The organism is Pseudomonas sp. BP11-1-1 (assembly GCF_052112105.1).
GTDB lineage: Bacteria > Pseudomonadota > Gammaproteobacteria > Pseudomonadales > Pseudomonadaceae > Aquipseudomonas > Aquipseudomonas alvandae.
The window spans coordinates 260,428-282,558 of record NZ_JAUTYU010000004.1 but is presented as its reverse complement, the minus strand read 5'-3'; the positions used below and the strand labels follow the sequence as shown (position 1 = coordinate 282,558).

The window sequence follows — 22,131 nt, the reverse complement described above, 5'->3', positions numbered from 1 at the left end:
GCGAGTCCTTTAGAGGTCTTGTAGGGGCGCGTCAGCAGTGCGAGTGCCGGTTACGCCGATCAATAGCACATACGTTAGCGCGCCGGCGGCGATTCCTACCAGTGGTGCGATCCATGGCGAGTTGAAAGCGGCCACGGTGCCGACGCCATAGGCGCACAGCCCGGGCCAGTTGAACGCTGGCAGCTGCGTCTCTGCCAGGCGCGGGTAACGACCGCGCCAGCGGAAGAAGAAATCGGCCATGATCACCCCGCCAATCGGCGGGATGACCGTGCCGAGCAGAATCAGATAAGGCACCAGCATGTCGTACATGCCCAGCAGCGCCAGCAGCGTGCCGATCACCGCGCCGGCCAGGGTGACCGCCTTGCGTCGACGGGTGCGCAGCAGGTTGCAGCCGGCCACGGCGAAGTTGTAGATGGTGTTGTCCTGGGTGCTCCAGATGTTCAGCAGCAACATCGCCATCGCGGCCATGGCAAAGCCCTGCAACAGCAGCACTTCGACCACGTCAGGCTGTTGATAGACGATGGCCCCGTAGGCACCGATCAGCACCATCAGGCCGTTGCCGAGGAAAAAGCCGATCAGGCTCGCCAGCACCGCGACCTTCGCCGAACGGGAGAATCGAGTCCAATTGGTCGCCTGGGTGGCGCCGCTGACAAACGTGCCGAAAACCAGGGTGATCGCCGTCGACCAGTCCAGGTTGCCCGTGGGCACGACTGCCAGCAGCCCGTCGAGGCCGCCGATCTTCTGCGTCGCGACCCACATCGAGAGCATCAGCAGCAACAGCATGGCCGGTACGGCGACGTACGAAAGAATCTCCAGTCCGCGATAGCCGATGTACGCCGTGGCGCAGAAGCCCAGCCCGAACAGCACCATCAGCCCCAGCACCGTCCCCTGGCCCAATTCGAAATACTTGCCCAGCACCACCGCCGCGGTGGCCGTGCCCCAGGCGTACCAGCCGATCTGGGTAAAGCCGAGGATCAAGTCGCTGAGCTTGCTGCCCACCTCTCCAAAACAGAAGCGGCCCATCAGCACCGAATTGAGCCCGCTCTTGAAGGCGATATAACCCAGGCCCGCGGCATAAAGGCCCAGCAGCAGATTGCCGATGACGATGACTGTGAGCATCTCGGCAAAACCGAACGCCACGCCCAGCTTGCCGCCGGCAAACATGGTCGCGGTGAAAAACGTGAAGCCCAGCAGCACCATGGCCGTGGAGGCCAAACCCTTGCGAGCGCTCATCGGGACTTCGCTCAAGGGATAGTCGTTGCCCGGATCGTTCTGAGTCATTGTGGCGGTCCTTGCGTAGGAGAAGGGAAGTCGCAAGCGTGCAGCGGCCGTGCCAAGCGGGTGAGGGCTGGTTATTTATAGTCAATTTGTGGGTTGGGTGTGCTGCGAGGAGCGAAAGCGGTGCGGCGGTGATTCAAGTTGGAACACAGCGCTCACTGCTTATCCGGTTTTTTGTGGGAGCGAGCCTGCTCGCGAAGGTGTGTCAGTCAATGTATCTGGACCTGACACACCGCCTTCGCGAGCAAGCCCGCTCCCACAGGGGAATGCGCCGTGCTTGTATCGAGGGAAGTCACGCCAGGAACCGCATAACTGCCGCGACAATCACTTCCGGCGCGTCTTCCTGGACCAGGTGCCCAGCGTTCGGAACGGGCTGAAACAGCGCCCCCGGAATCATCCCGTGCAACGTCCGACCGCGCTCGATGGGGATCCACTGGTCATCTTCGCCCCACAATATCTGGGTCGGGCAGCGTACGCTCGGGTACAGCCCTTCGACCTCGCAGGTGTAGCACTCGTCCATCTGCGCAATCTGCCGATAGAACGCCGCCTGGCCCGGCTCGCCAAGCCACGGTTGCACGTAGGGCGCCAATTCTTCATCGGGAATGTCCCGCTTGATCGCGCCGCGGATGTAAGTCGGGACGATGGTGCGCTGGATGTAGTCGGGGAGGCCGCTGAACGCCGCTTCGTGCCGGCGCACGTGCTGGACAAAAGGTGAACCCCACGGTGAAAGGGCCACCGGGTCGATCAGGGTGAGGCTGCGGTAGTCCTTGCCATTGAGCAAGTGCGTACGCAGCGCGGTGGCGCCCCCGAAGTCATGGGCCACCACGTCGGGGTGTTCCAGCTTCCAGTGTTCCAGCAGTTGGGCAAGCAGTTGGTTCTGTACGCCCAGGGACACGTCGGCATCTGGTTGCGCGGACTGGCCATAACCCAGCAGGTCGAAGTAGTGCACTCGGTGCGTAGTGAAGAACAGCGGCGCGATCCGATGCCATACATAGGAAGAAAACGGCGTGCCATGGACGAATACCAGCGGCGGGCCTTCGCCGTGGATGGCGTAGCGGACAGAGTGCCCGTTGAAGTCGTAGACCTGATCCAGCGGCCAGTGGGTCATGCTCGAGCTCCCGTCTGAATTGGCTTTGGAATCATAGGCCAATACATCGGCAGAACAAACCGTGGCGAGGGAGCAAGCGCCCTCACCACAAAAGCGCCCTTGCCGGAGAGCGGCGTTATTCGCCGTGATAGATGCAGCCGCTGGTGCAGGTCTCGTGGATGCGAATGGCACTGAGTTCCGGCAGCAGCGGCTTCAACTCATTCCAGATCCACTTGGCCAGGACTTCGCTGGTCGGGTTTTCCAGGCCAGGGATGTCGTTGAGGTAGTTGTGGTCAAGGCGCTCGTAGAGCGGCTTGAAGATCGCCTTGATTTCCGAGAAGTCGCGAATCCAGCCCGTATGCGGGTCGATGTCGCCACTGAGGTGGATCGCCACCTTGAACGAGTGGCCATGCAGCCGGCCGCACTTGTGGCCTTCGGGCACGTGGGGCAGACGGTGGGCGGATTCGAAGGTGAATTCTTTGAAGATTTCCACAGGTTCAGGCTCTTTAAGGTAGCGGTCGCGAGGCAGGCGGCGGAGTTTATCAGGTTGATCCGTGTGATGCGCGAGCATGCTGACTAAAGGGTCAGCAAACGCTCGCCCAATCCACCGTTGGCCGTCAGTTCCAGGAATTCGTCGCCGAGCCGGCGGCTTTCGTCCATCGCCGTGCGCCAGTATTTGCGGCGGCTCGCGTCGTCGCCCATGAAGCGCTTGAAGTCGTTGCGGTCCGGTAGTTTGCCGTACGGCAGGCGGGCGAGGTATTCGCGCGATGGGGCGAGCAACAGCACGTCCTGGAGACGCTCGGCGTTGCCCTTGCGCCATGGCAGGCCCTTGTCGAACCAGCCGGGAATGACCCGGTCGGTGAAATGCGGATAGAGGACGATATCTTCGCCGCTGTAGGGCAGGTCGAGGTGGTAGTCCAGCAAGCCGCCGTCGCGGTAGGTGCCCGCGCCGGCACCGGGGAGGTCGCGCACGCCCTCCATCACCATCGGGATCGAGCCGGACGCCAGCAGTGCCTGGCGCAGGTTGCCGGCCACCAGGGGCACGAAGCGCGATGGGAAGTCTGTCAGCGGATGCAGCGGTGGGGCCAGGCGTGGGTCGTGCACGATCAGTCGTTCGAAATGCCGCGACAGGCGTGCGCGGCCCCGCAGGTTGTCGGCAATCACCGACGACAGACCCAGGCCCAGCCGGCCTCGGTGGTCTTGTGACAGCAGGCCGTGGCTCTTGACTACCATGATGTTGAGCCGGTAATGCGGGTTGTCGAGGATCGTCAGGTCGCGGCCTTCCAGCAAGTCATCGAGCATGCGCTGGGAGCTTTGGCTGACGCCAGCCATGGTCACGCCTTTGGCGAAACTCTGTTCGTTATACAACGTGCCCAGGCGCTGGATGCCCTCGGCTGCGTTCGGCAGGCAGGCGCTGGCAAAGCGCCAGGAACCAACCGAAGCGCCGATCAGCGAACGCTCCCGGGGCGCGGCGGGGAGCCATTCACCGAACAGTGCCAGGTCCAGCCCCTGGATACCCAATGCCTTCGGACCACCGGCGGCGCCGGGCAGGGTGCCGACGTCGGCGGCACTGAGGCCCGCCTGGCGGATACGCTGGAAGGCACGGGGGCCGGCCTTGAGGGCAAGGGCGGGGAACTTGATATGGATGGCGGTCATACCGGTCTCGAATGCTGGCAAGCGGTGAATTATAACGACACAAGACCCTGTGGGAGCGAGCAAGCTCCCAGATTGACATGTGTTCCATGATGGCAATTCAGTTTCAGTTAAGTTCACCCCGATACAGTTTTCCGGTGAAATTATAAAAAGGAGATAACCCGTGAACCGCCTGACTGCCTTTTTTATCGCGACGTTCATGATCCTGACCGCTGGCTTGGCTCAAGCCAGAGACCTCCATGACCACGAGGCCAAAAAACTGCTGGACGCTGGTACCATCCTGTCCTTCGAGAAACTCAACGCCGCTGCCCTGGCCAAACACCCTGATGCCAAGGTGACCGATACCGAGCTGGAAGAGGATTACGGCAAGTACCGTTACAAGGTGGACCTGCGTGATGCCAAAGGCATCGAGTGGGACCTGGAACTCGACGCCGTTACCGGCGAGGTGCTCAAGAATCATCAGGATACGTAATGAAGCTTAATCTTCGCGCCCGCAGCCGCTGGGCGCTGGCGCTGTTGACGTTTTGCTCGCTGGCGGCAGCCCGAGACCTGGATCAGGACGAAGCCCTGCAATTGCGCCAGCAGGGTGTGATCCTGCCCTTGGAACACTTGCTCCAACAGGCACTGGACCGCCACCCCGGCGCCAAGTTGCTGGAAGCCGAGCTTGAGGAAAAGCACGGCGTCTATATTTATGAAGTCGAGCTGCTGGATACCGATGGCGTAGTGCGCGAACTGGACCTTGAGGCCGCAACCGGCCGTTTACTCAAAGATAAGGAAGATTGATGCGCCTGCTCCTCGTGGAAGACCATGTGCCCCTGGCCGACGAGCTGATGGCCGGGCTGGCCCGACAGGGTTACGCTGTCGATTGGCTCGCCGATGGTCGCGATGCGGTGTACCAGGGCAGCAGCGAGCCCTACGACTTGATCATTCTCGACCTTGGCCTGCCCGGAGTGCCGGGGCTCGACGTCCTGGCCCAATGGCGGGCCGCAGGCTTGAGCACTCCGGTGCTGATCCTCACTGCCCGCGGCTCCTGGGCCGAGCGCATCGAAGGGCTCAAGGCCGGGGCCGATGATTACCTGACCAAGCCGTTCCATCCCGAGGAACTGCACCTGCGCATCCAGGCGCTGCTGCGCCGTTCCCATGGCCAGGTCAATCAGCCCACGCTACAGGCGGCGGGATTGCATCTGGACGAAGGTCGGCAATGCGTGATTCGCGACGGCGCGGAAATCCAACTGACCGCCGCCGAGTTCCGCCTGTTGCGCTATTTCATGCTCCATCCCGAACAAATCCTGTCCAAAAGTCATCTCGCCGAGCACCTATATGACGGTGAAACCGAGCGCGATTCCAATGTGCTGGAGGTCCACGTCAACCACCTGCGCCGCAAATTGGGGCGCAGCGTGATCGAAACCCGCCGCGGCCAGGGTTACCTGTTCGGCGGACAGGCGCAGTGAGATCCATCCAGCGGCGCCTGAGCCTTGGACTGATCGGTGTGATGGTCGTGGTCGGCCTGATCCTGGCACAGACCAGTCTGTGGTTGTTCGAGTTGGGCTTGCAGCGTTACCTGGAAGCAGGATTGCGCAACGACAGTGAAAACCTGTTGGTGGCGCTGGTACGTGGTCCGCAAGGCCTGCAACTGGATGAGCGACGCTTGTCCCCGGCTTATCTAAGACCGTTTTCGGGACATTACTTCCGTATCGATTTTGCCGAAGAGCATTGGCGCTCTCGTTCTCTATGGGACCAGGAACTGCCCCAGCTCGACCATCCGGGGCTGCACAGCAACCTGCAACTGGGCCCCGAAGGCCAGAAACTGCTGGTCTTGCGCACCGACTATCGACGCCTGGGCCAGGCCATTTCCATCAGCGTCGCCCAGGACTACACCCCGGTGCGTGACAGCTTCCTGCGAATGCAGCAGGTCGGCCTTGGCCTTGGCTTGGCGGGCTTGCTGCTGATTCTGCTGTTGCAACGGCTTACGGTGCAGCGCGCCTTGCGTCCCTTGGAGAAAGCCCGGGAGCAGATCGCCCAATTGCAGCGCGGGCAGCGTTCGCAGCTCGATGAACAGGTACCGAGGGAGCTGGAGCCGCTGGTGGCACAGATCAACCACCTGCTGGCCCATACCGAAGACAGCCTCAAGCGATCACGCAATGCCCTGGGCAACCTGGGCCACGCCTTGAAAACCCCGCTGGCGGTGCTGCAAAGCCTGGCCTCGAACGAAAAGCTCGATCCCTATCCGGAGTTGCGCAAACTGTTGCTTGAACAACTTGAGCAGGTCCGCCAGCGCCTGAACCGCGAACTCAACCGCGCCCGGTTGGCGGGCGATGCCTTGCCTGGTGCACACCTGGACTGCGACGCCGAGTTGCCGGGGTTGCTGGCGACGCTGAACATGATCCATGGCGAGCACCTGCATCTGGCCTGCGTCGCGCCGCCCGGCTTGCACCTGCCGTGGGATCGGGAAGACCTGCTGGAACTGTTGGGCAACCTGTTGGACAACGCCTGCAAATGGGCCGACGCCGAAGTGCGCTTGAGCGTGACCGAGACGGCCGAGGGCTTCAGCCTGACCGTGGAGGACGACGGCCCGGGCATCCCCGAAGACCGCCGCGACCAGGTCTTCAGCCGCGGCACGCGCCTGGACGAGCAGACGGACGGCCACGGCCTGGGCCTGGGCATCGTGCGCGACATCGTCGATACCTGGGGCGGGACGTTGGCGTTGGATGAAAGCGAATGGGGCGGGTTGAAGGTCGTGATCGACTTGCCCAGGCGCTGAAACATACCAATGGTGGCGCAGAGCCCCTGTGGGAGCGAGCTTGCTCGCGATAGCGTCAGTTCAGCAAAATGAATATCAACTGACCCTCCGCTATCGCGAGCAAGCTCGCTCCCACAATGGATGGGCAGTGACTGCAAAACCCGCTGCATGACCCTTGCAGCTTGCCGCCGCTTGCTGCAAAGTCGCGACCTTTTTGTCCGGTGGCTTTCCATCGCTGTGCTTTGAGGTAACGATGATAAATGCAGTAATTGCCGCGGTTGGCGTCATGCTGGTGCTCAGCTTGTCCCGCGTGCACGTGGTGATCGCGCTGATTGTCGGCGCATTGGTCGGCGGCTTGATGGGTGGCCTGGGGATCGAGGCGACGCTCAAGGCGTTCAACGCAGGCCTCGGTGGCGGTGCTACGGTGGCATTGTCCTACGCGCTGCTGGGCGCTTTCGCGGTGGCGATTGCCAAATCGGGCATGGCCCACGCCCTGGCCGACAAGGCCCTGGCCATGGTGGATCGTCAGGACGCCGCGGGCGGCACAGGCGTCAAATGGGTGCTGATCGGCCTGCTGGGCACGGTTGCCGTCGCCTCGCAGAACATCTTGCCCATTCACATCGCCTTCATCCCGCTGCTGGTGCCGCCGCTGCTTTATGTGCTGACCAAGCTGCAGCTGGACCGCCGGCTGATCGCCTGCGTCATGACCTTCGGCCTGATCACACCGTATATGTTCCTGCCGGTGGGCTTCGGCAACATCTTCCTCAATGAGATCCTGCTCGCCAATATCGCCCGCAGTGGCGTGGACGTCAGCGGCATCAACATCACCCACGCCATGGGCATCCCGGCGCTGGGCATGGTGTTTGGCCTGGTGCTGTCGTTCATTTCCTATCGAAAAAAACGCGTCTACGACCTGAAGAAGATCGCTCGCGCCGAGCAGGTCACCGTACGCTACAACCCCCTCAGCCTGCTGGTGGCGGGGCTGGCGATCGCGGCGGCATTCGCCATCCAACTGCTGCTCGATTCGATGATCATCGGTGCGCTGGCGGGCTTCCTGATCTTCTCGGTCTCGGGTGTGGTGCGTTGGCGCGAGACCGATGACCTGTTCACCGAAGGCATGAAGATGATGGCGATGATCGGTTTCATCATGATCGCCGCCTCGGGCTTCGCCGAAGTGATGAAGGCCACCGGTGAAGTCCAGAGCCTGGTGGAAACCTCGGCGGCCTGGATCGGCCACAACAAGGGCGTCGGTGCGCTGCTGATGTTGCTGGTGGGGCTGTTGGTGACCATGGGCATCGGCTCGTCGTTCTCCACGGTGCCGATCCTGGCGACCATCTTCGTGCCGCTGTGCCTGCAACTGGGCTTCAGCCCGCTGGCGATCGTTTGCATCGTCGGCACCGCGGGTGCCCTGGGCGACGCCGGCTCGCCCGCCTCGGACTCGACCTTGGGCCCGACCTCCGGCCTGAACATCGATGGCCAGCACCACCATATCTGGGACACCGTGGTCCCGACCTTCCTCCACTACAACCTGCCGCTGCTGGCGTTTGGTTGGGTGGCGGCGATGGTGTTGTAGGCCAAGACCGCGCCGCCTTCTTCGCGAGTAAGCTCGCTCCCACAGGGTCCGGTGGTGCTCACACATTTTGTGTTCGCATCATCCCCCTGTGGGAGCGAGCTTGCTCGCGATGGGGCCCTTGAATTCAATGACTCCCGCCAACCGTTCACCTTGTCCTACAGTTTTGCCGTGCGCTGCCGTTAACCCAGCTAACCACGCCATAACATCTACAAGAGTGAACAGCATGCGCCTGAGCCTGAAGGCTAAAGTCCTGTCCCTGGCAATACTGCCGGTTTTGCTGTCTGCGGTGATCATCAGCTTGACCACGGCATTCATCTTGAAGGAGCAAGCCAGCAACGAAGTCCAGCAAACTCGCGAGCGTCTGCTCAGCGAAGCCAAGGCCACGTTGCAGAACTACGTGGCGGTGGGCCTTACCGCGATCAAGCCGCTCTACGATGCCGCCGCGCCTGGCGACAACGAGGCACGCGCCCAGGCGATCAAGCTGTTGTCCAACGTCAGTTATGGCAAGGATGGTTACTTCTTCGGCTACGACTCCGAGACCATTCGCCTGTTCAAGGCCAACAGCCCCGATGGCGTGGGCAAGAGTTTCAAGGACAACCGCGACCCGAACGGTGTCTACGTCAACCGCGACCTGGTGAAAGTCGCCAAGGACGGTACGCATTACCTGGAATACAGCTCGCCGCTGCCCGGCAGCAAGGACCTGGTGCCCAAGCTCGGCTATACCGAATACCTGTCCAAATGGGACATGGCGGTCGGCAGCTCGGTCAACCTGGACGGCATCGAAGCCCAGGTCGCACTGGTGGAAGCCAAGGTCCACGACCGCGTGCAAGGCGTGATCCTGAGCATCGTCGGGATTGCCGCCGTGGTGTTGCTGGTGATCGCGGTGGTGGGCCTGCTGCTCGCCAACACCATCCTGCGGCCGCTGCACCTGATGAAAGACAACCTCGACGACATCGCGGCGGGCGAGGGCGACCTGACCCGGCGCCTGGCGATCACCAGTCAGGATGAGCTGGGCCAACTGGCCGGTTCGTTCAACCGTTTTGTCGACAAGATCCATGGCCTGGTGCGGCAGATCACCGACATGACCTCGCAACTGACCGGCCTGGTAACACAGGTGTCCGAGCAGGCACAGCGCTCCGAACAGGCGATGGAGCGCCAGCGCCACGAGACCGATCAGGTCGCCACGGCGATCAACGAGATGTCGTCCGCAGCCCAGGAAGTCGCTCGCAGTGCCCAGGGTGCTGCCGTCGCGGCCCAGCAGACCGATGAAGAAGGCCAGTCCGCCAAGCGGGTGGTGGCCGGCAGCATCCAGCAGATTCATGCACTAGTGAACGATATCCGCAGCAGCGGGGTGTCCCTGGACAGCCTGCAACAGGACGTGGCTTCGATTGTCAGCGTGCTTGGGGTGATTCGTTCGATTGCCGAGCAGACCAACCTGCTGGCCCTCAACGCTGCTATCGAGGCTGCGCGTGCCGGTGAGGCGGGGCGTGGTTTTGCGGTGGTGGCCGATGAAGTTCGCGCCCTGGCCAGCCGGACCCAGCAAAGTACCCAGGAAATCCAGGGGATGATCGACCGCCTGCAGTCGGGTACCCATGCGGCGGTGGAGGCCATGCGCCGTTCCAGCGAGGCTGGCGATGGTACTTCGGAACGGGCCAACGAGGCTGGCGCGTCGCTGGATACCATGGCCCAGCTGATCGGCACCATCAACTCGATGAACGCCCAGATTGCCAGCGCCGCCGAGGAACAAACCGCCGTGGCCGAGGAAATCAACCGCAGCGTGCACCAGATTGCCGTGGCCGTGGACAGCGTCGCCGACGAAACCCAGCTCGGCGCCCAGACTTCCCGTAGCCTGGCCGACCTGGGCCAGCGCCTGGGCAAGTTGGTGGGGCAGTTCCGGATCTGATCCCGGGGCAGCAGGAGCTGCCGAAGGCTGCGATCTTTCGCTTTCGATCCAGACGTTTTTCGCCTGGCCCGCCAGGCCTTATCGAGAGCGGAGGATCGCAGCCTTCGGCAGTTTCTGCCGGGTTCGACAGACGCAAACACAACAAAACCTTGTGGGAGCGAGCTTGCTCGCGATGGCGGCGGATCAGCCAGCATTCATTTGACTGACCCACCGCCATCGCGAGCAAGCTCGCTCCCACAGTTGTTTGGTTGCGCCTGCATTATCGGATCAGTGCCAGTGCTATGGCTCCCGCACATCCCGCATCAACAACCCGAACCGCAAATCCACCGCATCCGGAATCGGCACATACACCACGTGCCCATCCCCCGGCGCGACGTCGATGCCTTGGCCCTTGACGTTTTGCAACTGGTGCAGGTCGAAGTGGAAATTGCCCTTGGGTGTCATCAGCTCCATGTGATCCCCCAGGCCGAAGCGGTTCTTTACCCGGACCTCGGCCAAGCGCTCGCGCCGGGCGCCGGTCAGCTCCCCGACGAACTGCTGGCGCTCCGATACCGAGCTGCCGTTCTGGTAGTTCTGGTATTCGTCATGCACATGCCGGCGCAGGAAGCCTTCGGTATAGCCGCGCTGGGCGAGGGATTCCAGGTCGGCCATGAGGCTGCGATCGAACTCCCGGCCCGCCACCGCGTCATCGATGGCGCGGCGATACACCTGGGTGGTGCGCGCGCAATAGAAGTGCGACTTGGTCCGGCCCTCGATCTTCAATGAATGCACGCCCATGTGGGTGAGTTTCTCCACATGGTGCACGGCTCGCAGGTCCTTGGCATTCATGATGTAGGTGCCGTGTTCGTCTTCGAAGGCCGGCATGGATTCGTCCGGGCGATTGGCCTCTTGCAGCAGGAACACCTGGTCGGTCGGCGCCCCGAGGCCCAGGGTCGGTTCCGGCTGATACACCTGGACGATATCGCCCACGGTGTTTTCCACTGCCGGTTGTGCTGAATATTTCCAGCGACAGGCGTTGGTGCAACTGCCCTGGTTGGCATCGCGCTTGTTCAGATAGCCGGACAGCAGGCAGCGTCCGGAATAGGCCATGCACAACGCGCCGTGGACGAACACTTCCAGTTCCATGGCCGGCACCTGCTGGCGAATCTCGGCGATTTCCTCCAGCGACAACTCCCGGGACAGGATGATCCGGCTCACGCCCTGTTGTTGCCAGAACTCGACACTCGCCCAGTTCACCGTATTGGCCTGCACCGACAGGTGGATCGGCATGTGTGGGAAATGCCGGCGGACCAGCATGATCAGTCCAGGGTCGGACATGATCAAGGCGTCCGGTCCCATGGCGATCACCGGTTCAAGATCCTTGAGGAACGTGCGCAACTTGGCGTTGTGCGGGGCGATGTTGACCACCACGTAGAAACGTTTGCCCTGCGCGTGGGCCTCGTCGATGCCGACGGCCAGGTTGGCGTGGTCGAATTCATTGTTGCGCACCCGCAAGCTGTAGCGCGGTTGACCGGCGTATACCGCGTCGGCACCGTAGGCAAAGGCATAGCGCATGTTTTTCAAGGTGCCAGCGGGGGCGAGCAGTTCGGGGGCTACGAGGGGCATGGTGGCGTCGGATCGCAAAAAGCGGCGAGGGTAGGCCACGGCCGGCCAGGCGGTATTGATCTGGATCAAGGATGCGCGGCAGACGCGACGGCACTCCGGCGAGTCCTGGCGGACTAACGTTTATCTGCCAAGGACATGGAAAGCAAATGAACCGCAAGAACCTCCAAAACAAGTCGCAGATGGTACTGCTGATCCTGGTCAGCATCGCCTTCGTCTGGATCCTGCTGCCGTTCTATGGGGCGGTGTTCTGGGCGGTCATCCTGGGTATCGTCTTCGCGCCGCTGCAGCGTCGCCTGCAATTCAAGCTCAACTGGCCGCGCAACCTCACCACGCTGTTGACCCTGGCCATCTGCACGCTGATTGCGATCTTGCCGGTGATTGTCATCAGTACCTTGCTGGTCCAGGAAGGTGCGGCGCTGTACAAGAGCCTGGAAAGCGGCGAGCTGGATGTTGCCGATTACCTGGCTCGCTTCAAGGACGCGCTGCCGCCGTACTTCCAGCACCTGCTGGATCGTTTCGGCTTGGGCAACCTGAGCGGGCTGCGGGACAAGATCGTCAAGAGCGCGATGCAGGGCAGCGAGTTCTTCGCCACCCAGGCATTCAGTTTCGGCCAGGGCACGTTCCAGTTCCTGGTGAGTTTTTTCGTGATGCTTTATTTGCTGTTCTTCTTCCTGCGCGACGGTCCGGAGCTGGTGCGCAAGGTGCGCTCGGCCGTGCCTTTGGCCGAGCACCAGAAGCGCCGCCTGCAACTGAAATTCAACCGGGTGGTGCGGGCGACCGTGAAGGGCAACCTGCTCGTCGCGATCACCCAAGGTGCGCTGGGGGGCTTGATTTTCTGGGTGTTGGGCATTCCGACGGTGTTGCCTTGGGCGGTGCTGATGGCGTTCCTGTCACTGTTGCCGGCCGTGGGCGCGGGTATCGTCTGGGCGCCGGTGGCTGTGTATTTCCTGCTTTCCGGCTCGATCTGGCAGGGCGTGGTGCTGGTGCTGTTCGGCGTCTTCGTGATCGGCCTGGTGGACAACTTCCTGCGTCCGATCCTGGTGGGCAAGGACACCAAGATGCCCGATTACATGGTGCTGGTCTCGACGCTGGGCGGGTTGGCGGTGTTCGGCCTGAACGGCTTCGTCATCGGCCCGTTGATCGCGGCGCTGTTCATGTCCTGCTGGGCGTTGTTCGTCGAGAACACGCCTCGGGTGCAATTGCCCTAGGCGCGCAGCAAGTAAGGGCCGATACGCTGCGACATGGCTTGGGCGGCGGGCAGGGAAGTCAGCGGGCCGCTGACGGTCACGCCGTCCTGCACCAGATACCAGCAAGCCAACAGGCCGCGCTCCCTGAGCGGGGCGGGGACGGCGCTGCCAACAACAGACATGATTTGAACCTTCGGCATGGGAACCTCCATCAATCGATGGGGTTACCTTACGTGTCCTGCGGGATGAGGAAAAATCAACAGGCTCGATAGTTGGAATCGATGTCGCTCAATCGACCACCAGATCGAGCATGTGCACCACTTCCTGCTCGTTGAGCAGGCCCTTGCGGACCAGGTTTTCCGCGAGCAGGGAAAGGAACTTGGCGCTGCGGTGGCCTTCCAGGTGCTTGAGCTCGGTCAGTGCGTTGTACACCTTGCTCGAGGTGCACAGTCCGACGATGCGGTGAGGGTTTTGTGTTGGCATGGCTTCGTCCTTGTTGTTATGAAGCTGCAATGGCGGACCGGGACAGTGTGCGGCACCGCCATGACGCTCAGGTGACAGCTTGGGGAGTTGGAAAAACAAAGCAGGATTCAGACCATGATGCCGCATTGGCGCCAGATTATTGTTCTGGTAGCGACCTTGGACAGGCGATCCACGGCCATCAGCGGGCCTTGGAGGCTGGAAAAGCGCCCACAAAAAAGCCCCTGGATCTTTCGATTCAGGGGCTTTGATTATTGCTGTCTGGCTCCACGACCTGGACTCGAACCAGGGACCCAGTGATTAACAGTCACTTGCTCTACCAACTGAGCTATCGCGGAATGACGCGTATGTTACTGATTGGAAAAGAGAAGTCAAGCTTGGGTTGATGATTGGGCGGGATTTTCGTGGCTGAGGCGTTCAGGTAGCAAATGTTACCGCTTCACACAGCTCCGGCCGGAACACTAACCCTCGCCACAAGGTTGGCCCAAAAAAACGGGAGGCCAAGGGCCTCCCATTTTTCAACCCGTCGAGTGTCAGATCACCTGGACGATGGCCTTGGTCACCGCTTCGATGTTGTTCTGGTTCAGCGCGGCCACGCAGATGCGGCCGGTGTCCAGGGCATAGATGCCGAACTCGTTGCGCAGGCGCGTCACTTGTTCAACGGTCAGGCCGGAGTAGGAGAACATCCCGCTCTGGCGTGCGACGAAGCTGAAGTCGTGGTGCGGTGCGGCCTTGGCCAGCATGTCCACCATCTGGTCGCGCATGCCACGGATGCGCAGGCGCATTTCGGCCAGTTCTTCTTCCCACTGGGCCCGCAGCTCCGGGCTGTTGAGCACGGCGGCGACGATGCTGGCGCCGTGGGTCGGCGGGTTGGAATAGTTGGTGCGGATCACGCGCTTGACCTGGGACAGCACGCGGGCACTTTCTTCTTTCGACTCGCTGACGATCGACAGGGCGCCGACGCGCTCGCCGTAGAGCGAGAACGACTTGGAGAACGAGCTGGAGGCAAAGAAGGTCAGGCCCGACTCGGCGAACAGGCGCACGGCGGCGGCGTCTTCATCGATGCCTTTGCCGAAGCCCTGGTAGGCCATGTCCAGGAACGGAACGTGGTTCTTGGCCTTGACCACGGCCAGCACGTTTTTCCAGTCTTCCGGGCTCAGGTCCACGCCGGTCGGGTTGTGGCAGCAGGCGTGCAGCACAACGATCGAACGGTCGGGCAGGGCGTTGAGGTCTTCCAGCAGGCCGCTGCGGTTCACGTCGTGGGTGGCGGCGTCGTAGTAGCGATAGTTCTGCACCGGGAAGCCGGCGGTTTCGAACAGGGCGCGGTGGTTTTCCCAGCTCGGGTCGCTGATGGCCACGACTGCGTCAGGCAGCAGTTGCTTGAGGAAGTCGGCGCCGATCTTCAATGCGCCGGTACCGCCTACGGCCTGGGTGGTGATGACGCGACCGGAGGCGATCAGCGCGGAGTCCTTGCCGAACAGCAGGGTCTGGACCGCCTGGTCGTAGGCGGCGATGCCGTCGATCGGCAGGTAGCCACGGGAAACGTGCTGGGCCACGCGAATCGTCTCGGCTTCGACCACGGCGCGCAGCAATGGAATGCGCCCTTCTTCGTTGCAGTAAACACCCACGCCCAGGTTGACCTTATTGGTACGGGGGTCGGCGTTGAAAGCTTCGTTGAGGCCCAGGATGGGGTCGCGTGGTGCCAATTCGACAGCGGAAAACAGGCTCATTAGTGCGCGGCTCTGAATGGAGAGTGAGGGGACGTGTCGCGCTCCAGCCGGATGCACTAGAGCGGTGCACAAACGGGGAGCTAGTATAGAGGCCATCACCGGGCAGGGCGACAGGCTAATCGGCGTTTACCGTAAGTATTTTCGATTTTTTTCGACCGTTAGTCCCTTCGCAGCGTCAAAGTCTGCAAGGCGTGTAGGACGTTCGTCTTGAAAGCGAAGGCATTCACCTCCACATTGTGTGAATTCCAACTTTTTCCTCGGGCGGCGTCAGTCGTTTCGGTCTTTCTTGTTCCCGTCGCCTGGCCGACAGGAATGAACCCAGGGGTCATGTCATGTCTGAATTCCAGCTCGTCACTCGCTTCCAGCCCGCCGGCGACCAGCCAGAAGCCATCCGCCTGATGGTCGAAGGCATCGAGGCCGGGTTGGCGCACCAGACATTGCTCGGTGTAACCGGCTCGGGCAAGACCTTCAGCATCGCCAACGTGATCGCCCAGGTGCAGCGACCGACTTTGGTGCTGGCGCCGAACAAGACCCTGGCGGCGCAGTTGTACGGCGAGTTCAAGGCGTTTTTCCCGAACAACGCCGTGGAATACTTCGTTTCCTACTACGACTACTACCAGCCCGAAGCGTATGTGCCGTCGTCGGACACCTTCATCGAGAAAGACGCCTCGATCAACGACCACATCGAACAGATGCGGCTGTCAGCGACCAAGGCACTGCTCGAACGCAAGGACGCGATCATCGTCACCACGGTGTCGTGCATCTACGGCTTGGGCAGCCCGGAAACCTACCTGAAAATGGTGCTGCACGTGGACCGCGGCGACAAACTCGACCAGCGCGCCTTGCTCCGGCGCCTGGCGGACTTGCAGTACACCCGCAACGACATGGATTTCGCCCGGGCGACGTTTCGGGTGCGCGGCGATGTGATCGACATCTACCCGGCGGAATCGGACCTGGAAGCGATCCGCATCGAGCTGTTCGACGATGAAGTCGAGAGCATCTCGGCCTTCGATCCGCTGACCGGCGAAGTGATCCGCAAGTTGCCACGCTTCACCTTCTACCCCAAGAGCCACTACGTGACGCCCCGGGAAACCCTGCTGGACGCCATCGAGGGGATCAAGGTCGAGTTGCAGGAGCGCCTGGAGTATCTGCGTTCGAACAACAAGTTGGTGGAAGCCCAGCGTCTGGAGCAGCGGACCCGGTTCGACCTGGAGATGATCCTGGAACTGGGCTACTGCAACGGCATCGAGAACTACTCGCGCTACCTGTCGGGCCGTCCGGCGGGTGCGCCGCCGCCGACCTTGTATGACTACCTGCCGCCTGACGCCTTGCTGGTGATCGACGAATCCCACGTCAGCGTGCCTCAGGTCGGCGCCATGTACAAAGGCGACCGTTCGCGCAAGGAAACCCTGGTGGAATACGGTTTCCGCCTGCCTTCGGCACTGGACAACCGGCCGATGCGCTTCGACGAATGGGAAAGCGTCAGCCCGCAGACGATTTTTGTCTCGGCCACCCCTGGCAACTACGAAGCCGAGCATGCCGGGCGGGTGGTCGAGCAGGTGGTACGGCCGACCGGCCTGGTCGACCCGCAAGTCGAGGTGCGTCCGGCGCTGACCCAGGTCGACGACCTGTTGTCGGAAATCACCAAGCGCGTGGCGCTGGAGGAACGGGTGCTGGTCACCACGCTGACCAAGCGCATGGCCGAAGACCTCACCGACTACCTGGCCGACCATGGCGTGCGGGTGCGTTACCTGCACTCGGACATCGACACCGTGGAGCGGGTCGAGATCATCCGCGACCTGCGCCTGGGCACCTTCGACGTGCTGGTGGGCATTAACCTGCTGCGTGAAGGCCTGGACATGCCCGAGGTGTCGCTGGTGGCGATCCTGGACGCAGACAAGGAAGGTTTCCTGCGTTCCGAGCGCTCGTTGATCCAGACCATCGGCCGCGCGGCGCGTAACCTCAATGGCCGCGCGATTCTGTATGCCGACCGCATGACCGGTTCCATGGAGCGAGCCATCGGCGAGACCGAGCGCCGCCGCGACAAGCAGATCGCCTTCAACCTGGCCAATGGCATCACCCCTAAAGGTGTGTTCAAGGACGTCGCCGACATCATGGAAGGCGCCACCGTGCCCGGCTCGCGCAGCAAGAAGCGCAAGGGCATGGCCAAGGCCGCCGAAGAGAGCGCCCGCTACGAGGCCGAACTGCGCTCGCCGAGTGAGATCACCAAGCGAATCCGGCAGTTGGAAGAGAAGATGTATCAACTGGCTCGGGACCTGGAGTTCGAAGCCGCGGCGCAATTGCGCGATGAGATTGGCAAGTTGCGGGAGCGGTTGCTGGCTGTCTGAATTTGCGGTGGCTTCGACGGCCTCTTCGCGAGCAAGCCCGCTCCCACAGTTGACCGAGTCGTCCAGGCTGCATGCGATCTCCTGTGGGAGCGGGCTTGCTCGCGAAGGAGGCGACTCGGTCTGAGAGATGCCACACAAATCCCGCTCTCACTGGAGCCCGCCCACCATCGCCTGTTACCATTCGCCCCCTGTTTGATCTTTGCTTTTATCTTCTTTCCGAGACATGCCATGACCACCGTCCGTACCCGCATCGCGCCTTCGCCTACTGGCGATCCCCATGTCGGCACCGCTTACATCGCCTTGTTCAACTATTGCTTTGCCAAGCAGCACGGTGGTGAGTTCATCCTGCGGATCGAGGACACCGACCAGTTGCGTTCGACCCGCGAGTCGGAACAGCAGATTTTCGACGCCCTGCGCTGGCTCGGCATCGACTGGAGCGAAGGCCCGGACGTTGGCGGTCCGCACGGCCCGTATCGCCAGAGCGAACGTGGCGAGATCTACAAGCAGTACTGCCAGCAACTGGTGGACATGGGGCACGCATTCCCTTGCTTCTGCACCGCCGAGGAGCTCGACCAGATGCGCGCCGAGCAGATCGCCCGGGGCGAAACCCCGCGCTACGACGGCCGCGCGCTGCTGCTGTCCAAGGAAGAAGTCGCCCGTCGCCTGGCCGCTGGCGAGCCCCACGTGATCCGCATGAAGGTGCCGACCGAAGGCGTCTGCGTGGTGCCGGACATGCTGCGTGGCGATGTCGAGATCCCGTGGGATCGCATGGACATGCAAGTGCTGATGAAGACCGACGGCCTGCCGACGTACTTCCTGGCCAACGTGGTCGACGACCACTTGATGGGCATCACCCACGTCCTGCGTGGTGAAGAATGGCTGCCGTCGGCGCCGAAACTGATCCTGCTCTACGAATACTTCGGCTGGGAACAACCGCAACTGTGCTACATGCCGCTGCTGCGTAACCCGGACAAGAGCAAGCTCTCCAAGCGCAAGAACCCGACTTCGGTGACGTTCTACGAGCGCATGGGCTTCATGCCCGAGGCGATGCTCAACTACCTGGGGCGCATGGGCTGGTCGATGCCGGACGAGCGCGAGAAGTTCTCCCTGCAGGAAATGGTCGAGCACTTCGACCTATCCCGCGTTTCCCTGGGCGGGCCGATCTTCGACGTCGAGAAGCTATCTTGGCTCAACGGCCAGTGGCTGCGCGACTTGCCGGTTGAAGAGTTCGCCGCACGCGTTCAGAAGTGGGCATTCAACCCCGAATACATGATGAAGATCGCGCCGCACGTGCAGGGCAGGGTCGAGACGTTCAGCCAGATCGCGCCATTGGCCGGGTTCTTCTTTGCCGGCGGCGTGACGCCTGATGCGAAGCTGTTCGAATCCAAGAAGCTCTCGGGCGACCAGGTACGGCAGTTGATGCAACTGATCCTGTGGAAGCTCGAAAGCCTGCGTCAGTGGGAGAAGGACAGCATCACCGCGACCATCCAGGCCGTGGTCGAATCCCTGGAACTGAAATTGCGCGATGCGATGCCGCTGATGTTCGCCGCCATTACCGGCCAGGCGAGCTCGGTGTCGGTGCTCGATGCGATGGAAATCCTCGGGCCGGACCTGACCCGTTTCCGCCTGCGCCAGGCCATCGATCTGCTCGGTGGCGTGTCGAAGAAGGAAAACAAGGAGTGGGAAAAACTGCTGGGCGCGATTGCTTAAGCGGTCGATGGAGCAGGGCATGCCCCGGTTTTCCGGGGTTTGTCGGTAAGTGATTGTTATCCCGGCAAAAAATTTTCAAATTCTTTGAAAATAAATTTGACAGCCCTCCGATACGCCCTTAAGATTCGCCCCGTCCTCAGCGATGAGGGGCTATAGCTCAGCTGGGAGAGCGCTTGCATGGCATGCAAGAGGTCGACGGTTCGATCCCGTCTAGCTCCACCAATTTACACTTCAAGGCCTGGCCACACCGACCTTGAAGCGATCAACACTCAGCGTTGATCAGTTGTATAGAAGGGTTTGCGTCCCCTTCGTCTAGTGGCCTAGGACACCGCCCTTTCACGGCGGTAACAGGGGTTCGAGTCCCCTAGGGGACGCCAGTTTTACAGAAGCGATGTTACAAGATGTCGCTCCGCCGCGAGGCGAAAAATCCGGGGCTATAGCTCAGCTGGGAGAGCGCTTGCATGGCATGCAAGAGGTCGACGGTTCGATCCCGTCTAGCTCCACCAATTTACACTTCAAGGTCTGGCCACACCGGCCTTGAAGCGATCAGTTCTCAGCGCTGATCATGTTCAGAAGGTTTGTGTCCCCTTCGTCTAGTGGCCTAGGACACCGCCCTTTCACGGCGGTAACAGGGGTTCGAGTCCCCTAGGGGACGCCACGATTACCCGCTCTGCGGGATTTTATAAGGGTCATTCAATTATTGAATGGCCCTTTTGTTTGTCTGGCGTTCAGCCAATTTCCTTATCCTCGAAAAATACTTCTGACCAGCGGTCAATATTTCGCTTGCGGAAATTTATTATGGGAATAATATTTCAATCGTAATATTCGGAGGCAACGATGAGCGATAAAAAAGCACAAACCCGTGAGCGCATTCTCAAGGCCGCCAGTGATGCACTGATCCAGCGCGGGCCGGCCGAGCCGAGCGTGGGCGAGGTGATGGGCGCGGCCGGGCTGACGGTGGGCGGTTTCTATGCCCATTTCGAAAGCAAGGACGCGTTGATGCTGGAGGCGTTCAAGCAATTGCTGAATCGCCGCCGTGGCTTGATCGCCGACATGGATTCGGAACTGACGGGTGAGGAGCGGCGCGCCTTGGTCGCAGCGTTCTACCTGTCGCGCAAGCACCGTGACTCCACCGAGCAGGCGTGCCCGATCCCGGCGTCGGTCGGTGAACTCGGGCGGCTGCCGGATGCGTTTCGCGAGGTGCTTAACGAACATATCGAGTTGATGGTCGCGCAGTTGGCGGCCAGCCCTGAAGACGCTGACAAAGCGCTGGCCGACATTGCCTTGATGGTTGGCGGCCTGGCCCTGGCACGGGCGTTGGGCCCGGGCGAGTTATCGGATCGTTTGCTGCGCGCCGCCAAGTCGGCGGTGCGCTGAGCTGAGGCGCAAGCCCTGGAGATGAGCATGGACAGGTTGAGCTGGATTCGTGGCGTCAATGGCACCCTTGGCCGGATAGCTCCGCGCCTGGTGGCGAAGAAAATGCGTAAGGTGTTCATGAGTCCCCGCAACCTGCCACCGCGAGATTGGGAGCTGCCATTGCTGGCTTCGTCGGAGCGCATCACCTTGCGCTTCGGCCTGTCCGCCTTGCGTTGGGGCAAAGGCCCGGCCGTCCTGCTGATGCACGGCTGGGAAGGGCGGCCAACGCAGTTCGCGGCCTTGATCAACGCGCTCGTCGATGCCGGCTATACGGTAGTGGCGCTGGATGGGCCGGCCCATGGCCGCTCGCCCGGTCATGAGGCCAACGTCCTGTTGTTTGCCCGGGCAATGCTTGAGGCCGCGGCGGAATTGCCACCATTGCAAGCGGTCATCGGCCATTCCATGGGAGGCGCCAGTGCCATGCTGGCAGTTCAGTTGGGCTTGCGCACCGAGACGCTGGTGAGCATCGCCGCGCCGGCGCGGATCCTCGGCGTGCTGCGTGGCTTTGCCCGGATGATGGGAATGCCACCCCGGGCGCGCTCGGCCTTTATTCGCCAGGTGGAGCAAGACGTGGGCATGCAGGCTTCGAAGATGGACGTCGCGCAATACCAGTTGGATATTCCGGGCTTGATCGTCCACGCCGAGGACGATACGTCGGTTTCGGTGAAGGAATCGCAGCTGATCCATGAGGCCTGGTTCGACAGTCGCTTGCTGCGGTTACCCCAGGGCGGCCATCAGCGAGTCCTGGCCGATCCCCGTGTCATTGATGGCGTGTTATCACTGTTGGCCGGACGCAGCCTGCAAGCGCGGCAATCGGCTTGAGCTTCCGTTACACTGCCCCGATCCACATTTGACAGGAGACGGGCATGGGCTGGGATCGGGCAACGCCGTTCATCATTGACCTTCAGGTGAATGCCGAAGACATCGACGGGCTGGGCCACGCCAACAATGCGGTGTACGTCACCTGGCTGGAACGCTGCGCCTGGCGCCATTCTCAGCGCCTGGGCCTGGACCTTGTGGAGTACCGCCGGCTGGATCGGGCCATGGCAGTGGTGCGGCATGAAATCGATTACCTGGCGGCGGCCTATGAGGGCGACGAATTGCAGTTGGCGACCTGGATCGTCGACTGGGACCAGCGGCTGAAAATGACCCGGCATTTCCAACTGGTCCGTCCCAGCGACAACACCACGTTGCTGCGGGCCCAGACCACGTTCGTCTGCATTGAACTGTCCACTGGCCGGCCCAAGCGCATGCCGGCGGAATTCATCGAAGGGTATGGCGTAGCGCTAAATTCCTGTGGGAGCGAGCTTGCTCGCGATAGCGGCGGTACATCCAACATCCTCGCAAACTGACCCGCCGCCATCGCGAGCAAGCTCGCTCCCACAGGGATTTGTGGTGAATGTTGGATTTTTGAACGCTCA

20 protein-coding genes, 5 tRNA genes and 1 pseudogene are annotated in these 22,131 nt (G+C 61.7%); 17 read left to right on the top strand and 9 right to left on the bottom strand.

The annotated features are described in order from the left end of the window. Positions 1–9: 9 nt before the first annotated feature. The 4 genes from codB to Q7C33_RS11055 form a co-directional block, all read right to left on the bottom strand. Complete coding sequence (gene codB, locus Q7C33_RS11070; protein WP_030142054.1) at positions 10–1,281, bottom strand: cytosine permease; 1,272 nt, start codon at positions 1,279–1,281, stop codon at positions 10–12. A 289-nt stretch (positions 1,282–1,570) separates the two neighbouring features. Beyond that, the gene (locus Q7C33_RS11065; protein WP_407683384.1) at positions 1,571–2,386 is read right to left on the bottom strand and encodes an alpha/beta fold hydrolase; all 816 of its coding nucleotides are present in this window, start codon (positions 2,384–2,386) and stop codon (positions 1,571–1,573) included. Positions 2,387–2,501: 115 nt separating this feature from the next. Continuing rightward, positions 2,502–2,858, bottom strand: coding sequence for a 6-carboxytetrahydropterin synthase QueD (gene queD, locus Q7C33_RS11060; RefSeq protein WP_025212792.1), 357 nt, complete (start codon positions 2,856–2,858; stop codon positions 2,502–2,504). Positions 2,859–2,941: 83 nt separating this feature from the next. Next, positions 2,942–4,021 (bottom strand): patatin-like phospholipase family protein, encoded by a 1,080-nt coding sequence (locus tag Q7C33_RS11055; protein ID WP_198795926.1) that lies wholly within the window; start codon positions 4,019–4,021, stop codon positions 2,942–2,944. A 160-nt stretch (positions 4,022–4,181) separates the two neighbouring features. Here Q7C33_RS11055 and Q7C33_RS11050 point away from each other — a divergent pair, with 160 nt between their 5' ends. The 7 genes and pseudogenes from Q7C33_RS11050 (at position 4,182) to Q7C33_RS11020 (ending at position 10,234) form a co-directional block, all read left to right on the top strand. Continuing rightward, the gene (locus tag Q7C33_RS11050; RefSeq protein ID WP_030142051.1) at positions 4,182–4,490 is read left to right on the top strand and encodes a PepSY domain-containing protein; all 309 of its coding nucleotides are present in this window, start codon (positions 4,182–4,184) and stop codon (positions 4,488–4,490) included. Then, a complete protein-coding gene (locus tag Q7C33_RS11045) occupies positions 4,490–4,801 on the top strand; it encodes a PepSY domain-containing protein (protein ID WP_030142050.1) in 312 nt (103 codons plus the stop codon). Before Q7C33_RS11050 ends, Q7C33_RS11045 begins: the two co-directional genes overlap by 1 nt. Then, positions 4,801–5,469: a response regulator transcription factor gene (locus Q7C33_RS11040; RefSeq protein ID WP_030142049.1), complete on the top strand. Its 669-nt coding sequence runs from the start codon at positions 4,801–4,803 to the stop codon at positions 5,467–5,469. The genes Q7C33_RS11045 and Q7C33_RS11040 overlap by 1 nt, the downstream gene beginning before the upstream one ends. Further along, positions 5,466–6,779 (top strand): ATP-binding protein, encoded by a 1,314-nt coding sequence (locus tag Q7C33_RS11035; protein WP_030142048.1) that lies wholly within the window; start codon positions 5,466–5,468, stop codon positions 6,777–6,779. Before Q7C33_RS11040 ends, Q7C33_RS11035 begins: the two co-directional genes overlap by 4 nt. Before the next feature lie 235 nt (positions 6,780–7,014). Then, positions 7,015–8,331, top strand: coding sequence for a Na+/H+ antiporter family protein (locus Q7C33_RS11030; RefSeq protein ID WP_187293354.1), 1,317 nt, complete (start codon positions 7,015–7,017; stop codon positions 8,329–8,331). 109 nt (positions 8,332–8,440) lie between these two features. After that, a pseudogene (locus Q7C33_RS11025) lies at positions 8,441–9,376 on the top strand (cache domain-containing protein); the annotation flags it as partial. 36 nt (positions 9,377–9,412) lie between these two features. Continuing rightward, on the top strand, positions 9,413–10,234 hold the full coding sequence (locus tag Q7C33_RS11020) for a methyl-accepting chemotaxis protein (protein WP_371914218.1): 822 nt from the start codon (positions 9,413–9,415) through the stop codon (positions 10,232–10,234). A 279-nt stretch (positions 10,235–10,513) separates the two neighbouring features. On the opposite strand, the gene trhP is transcribed toward Q7C33_RS11020, so the two are convergent. Further along, a complete protein-coding gene (gene trhP / locus Q7C33_RS11015) occupies positions 10,514–11,839 on the bottom strand; it encodes a prephenate-dependent tRNA uridine(34) hydroxylase TrhP (RefSeq protein ID WP_407683383.1) in 1,326 nt (441 codons plus the stop codon). Positions 11,840–11,985: 146 nt separating this feature from the next. On the opposite strand from trhP, the gene Q7C33_RS11010 reads away from it, so the two are divergent. Continuing rightward, complete coding sequence (locus tag Q7C33_RS11010) at positions 11,986–13,047, top strand: AI-2E family transporter (RefSeq protein ID WP_030142044.1); 1,062 nt, start codon at positions 11,986–11,988, stop codon at positions 13,045–13,047. On the opposite strand, the gene Q7C33_RS11005 is transcribed toward Q7C33_RS11010, so the two are convergent. From Q7C33_RS11005 to Q7C33_RS10990, 4 genes are all read right to left on the bottom strand, one after another. Continuing rightward, positions 13,044–13,226, bottom strand: coding sequence for a hypothetical protein (locus tag Q7C33_RS11005; RefSeq protein ID WP_030142043.1), 183 nt, complete (start codon positions 13,224–13,226; stop codon positions 13,044–13,046). The two genes, Q7C33_RS11010 and Q7C33_RS11005, sit on opposite strands and share 4 nt — an antisense overlap. Before the next feature lie 88 nt (positions 13,227–13,314). After that, the gene (locus Q7C33_RS11000) at positions 13,315–13,509 is read right to left on the bottom strand and encodes a hypothetical protein (protein ID WP_003179723.1); all 195 of its coding nucleotides are present in this window, start codon (positions 13,507–13,509) and stop codon (positions 13,315–13,317) included. Between the two features lie 259 nt (positions 13,510–13,768). Next, positions 13,769–13,844 (bottom strand) — tRNA-Asn (locus tag Q7C33_RS10995). Between the two features lie 195 nt (positions 13,845–14,039). Continuing rightward, complete coding sequence (locus tag Q7C33_RS10990) at positions 14,040–15,236, bottom strand: amino acid aminotransferase (RefSeq protein ID WP_030142042.1); 1,197 nt, start codon at positions 15,234–15,236, stop codon at positions 14,040–14,042. Positions 15,237–15,568: 332 nt separating this feature from the next. Between Q7C33_RS10990 and uvrB the strand changes: the two genes are divergently transcribed. The 9 genes from uvrB (at position 15,569) to Q7C33_RS10945 (ending at position 22,062) form a co-directional block, all read left to right on the top strand. Then, positions 15,569–17,584, top strand: coding sequence for an excinuclease ABC subunit UvrB (gene uvrB / locus Q7C33_RS10985; RefSeq protein WP_030142041.1), 2,016 nt, complete (start codon positions 15,569–15,571; stop codon positions 17,582–17,584). Positions 17,585–17,812: 228 nt separating this feature from the next. Beyond that, the gene (gene gltX, locus Q7C33_RS10980; RefSeq protein WP_039593947.1) at positions 17,813–19,294 is read left to right on the top strand and encodes a glutamate--tRNA ligase; all 1,482 of its coding nucleotides are present in this window, start codon (positions 17,813–17,815) and stop codon (positions 19,292–19,294) included. 146 nt (positions 19,295–19,440) lie between these two features. Beyond that, positions 19,441–19,516: transfer RNA gene (locus tag Q7C33_RS10975), tRNA-Ala, on the top strand. Between the two features lie 79 nt (positions 19,517–19,595). Further along, positions 19,596–19,671 (top strand) — tRNA-Glu (locus Q7C33_RS10970). A gap of 53 nt (positions 19,672–19,724) precedes the next feature. Then, a tRNA-Ala gene (locus Q7C33_RS10965) sits at positions 19,725–19,800 on the top strand. Between the two features lie 76 nt (positions 19,801–19,876). Beyond that, positions 19,877–19,952, top strand: a tRNA-Glu gene (locus Q7C33_RS10960). A 179-nt stretch (positions 19,953–20,131) separates the two neighbouring features. Next, on the top strand, positions 20,132–20,671 hold the full coding sequence (locus tag Q7C33_RS10955; protein WP_030142039.1) for a TetR/AcrR family transcriptional regulator: 540 nt from the start codon (positions 20,132–20,134) through the stop codon (positions 20,669–20,671). A gap of 27 nt (positions 20,672–20,698) precedes the next feature. Beyond that, positions 20,699–21,532, top strand: a complete 834-nt coding sequence (locus tag Q7C33_RS10950; RefSeq protein WP_030142038.1) for an alpha/beta fold hydrolase — start codon at positions 20,699–20,701, stop codon at positions 21,530–21,532. Positions 21,533–21,576: 44 nt separating this feature from the next. Continuing rightward, entirely contained in the window at positions 21,577–22,062 is a 486-nt protein-coding gene (locus tag Q7C33_RS10945) for an acyl-CoA thioesterase (protein ID WP_407683382.1), read from the top strand. Positions 22,063–22,131: the final 69 nt, after the last annotated feature.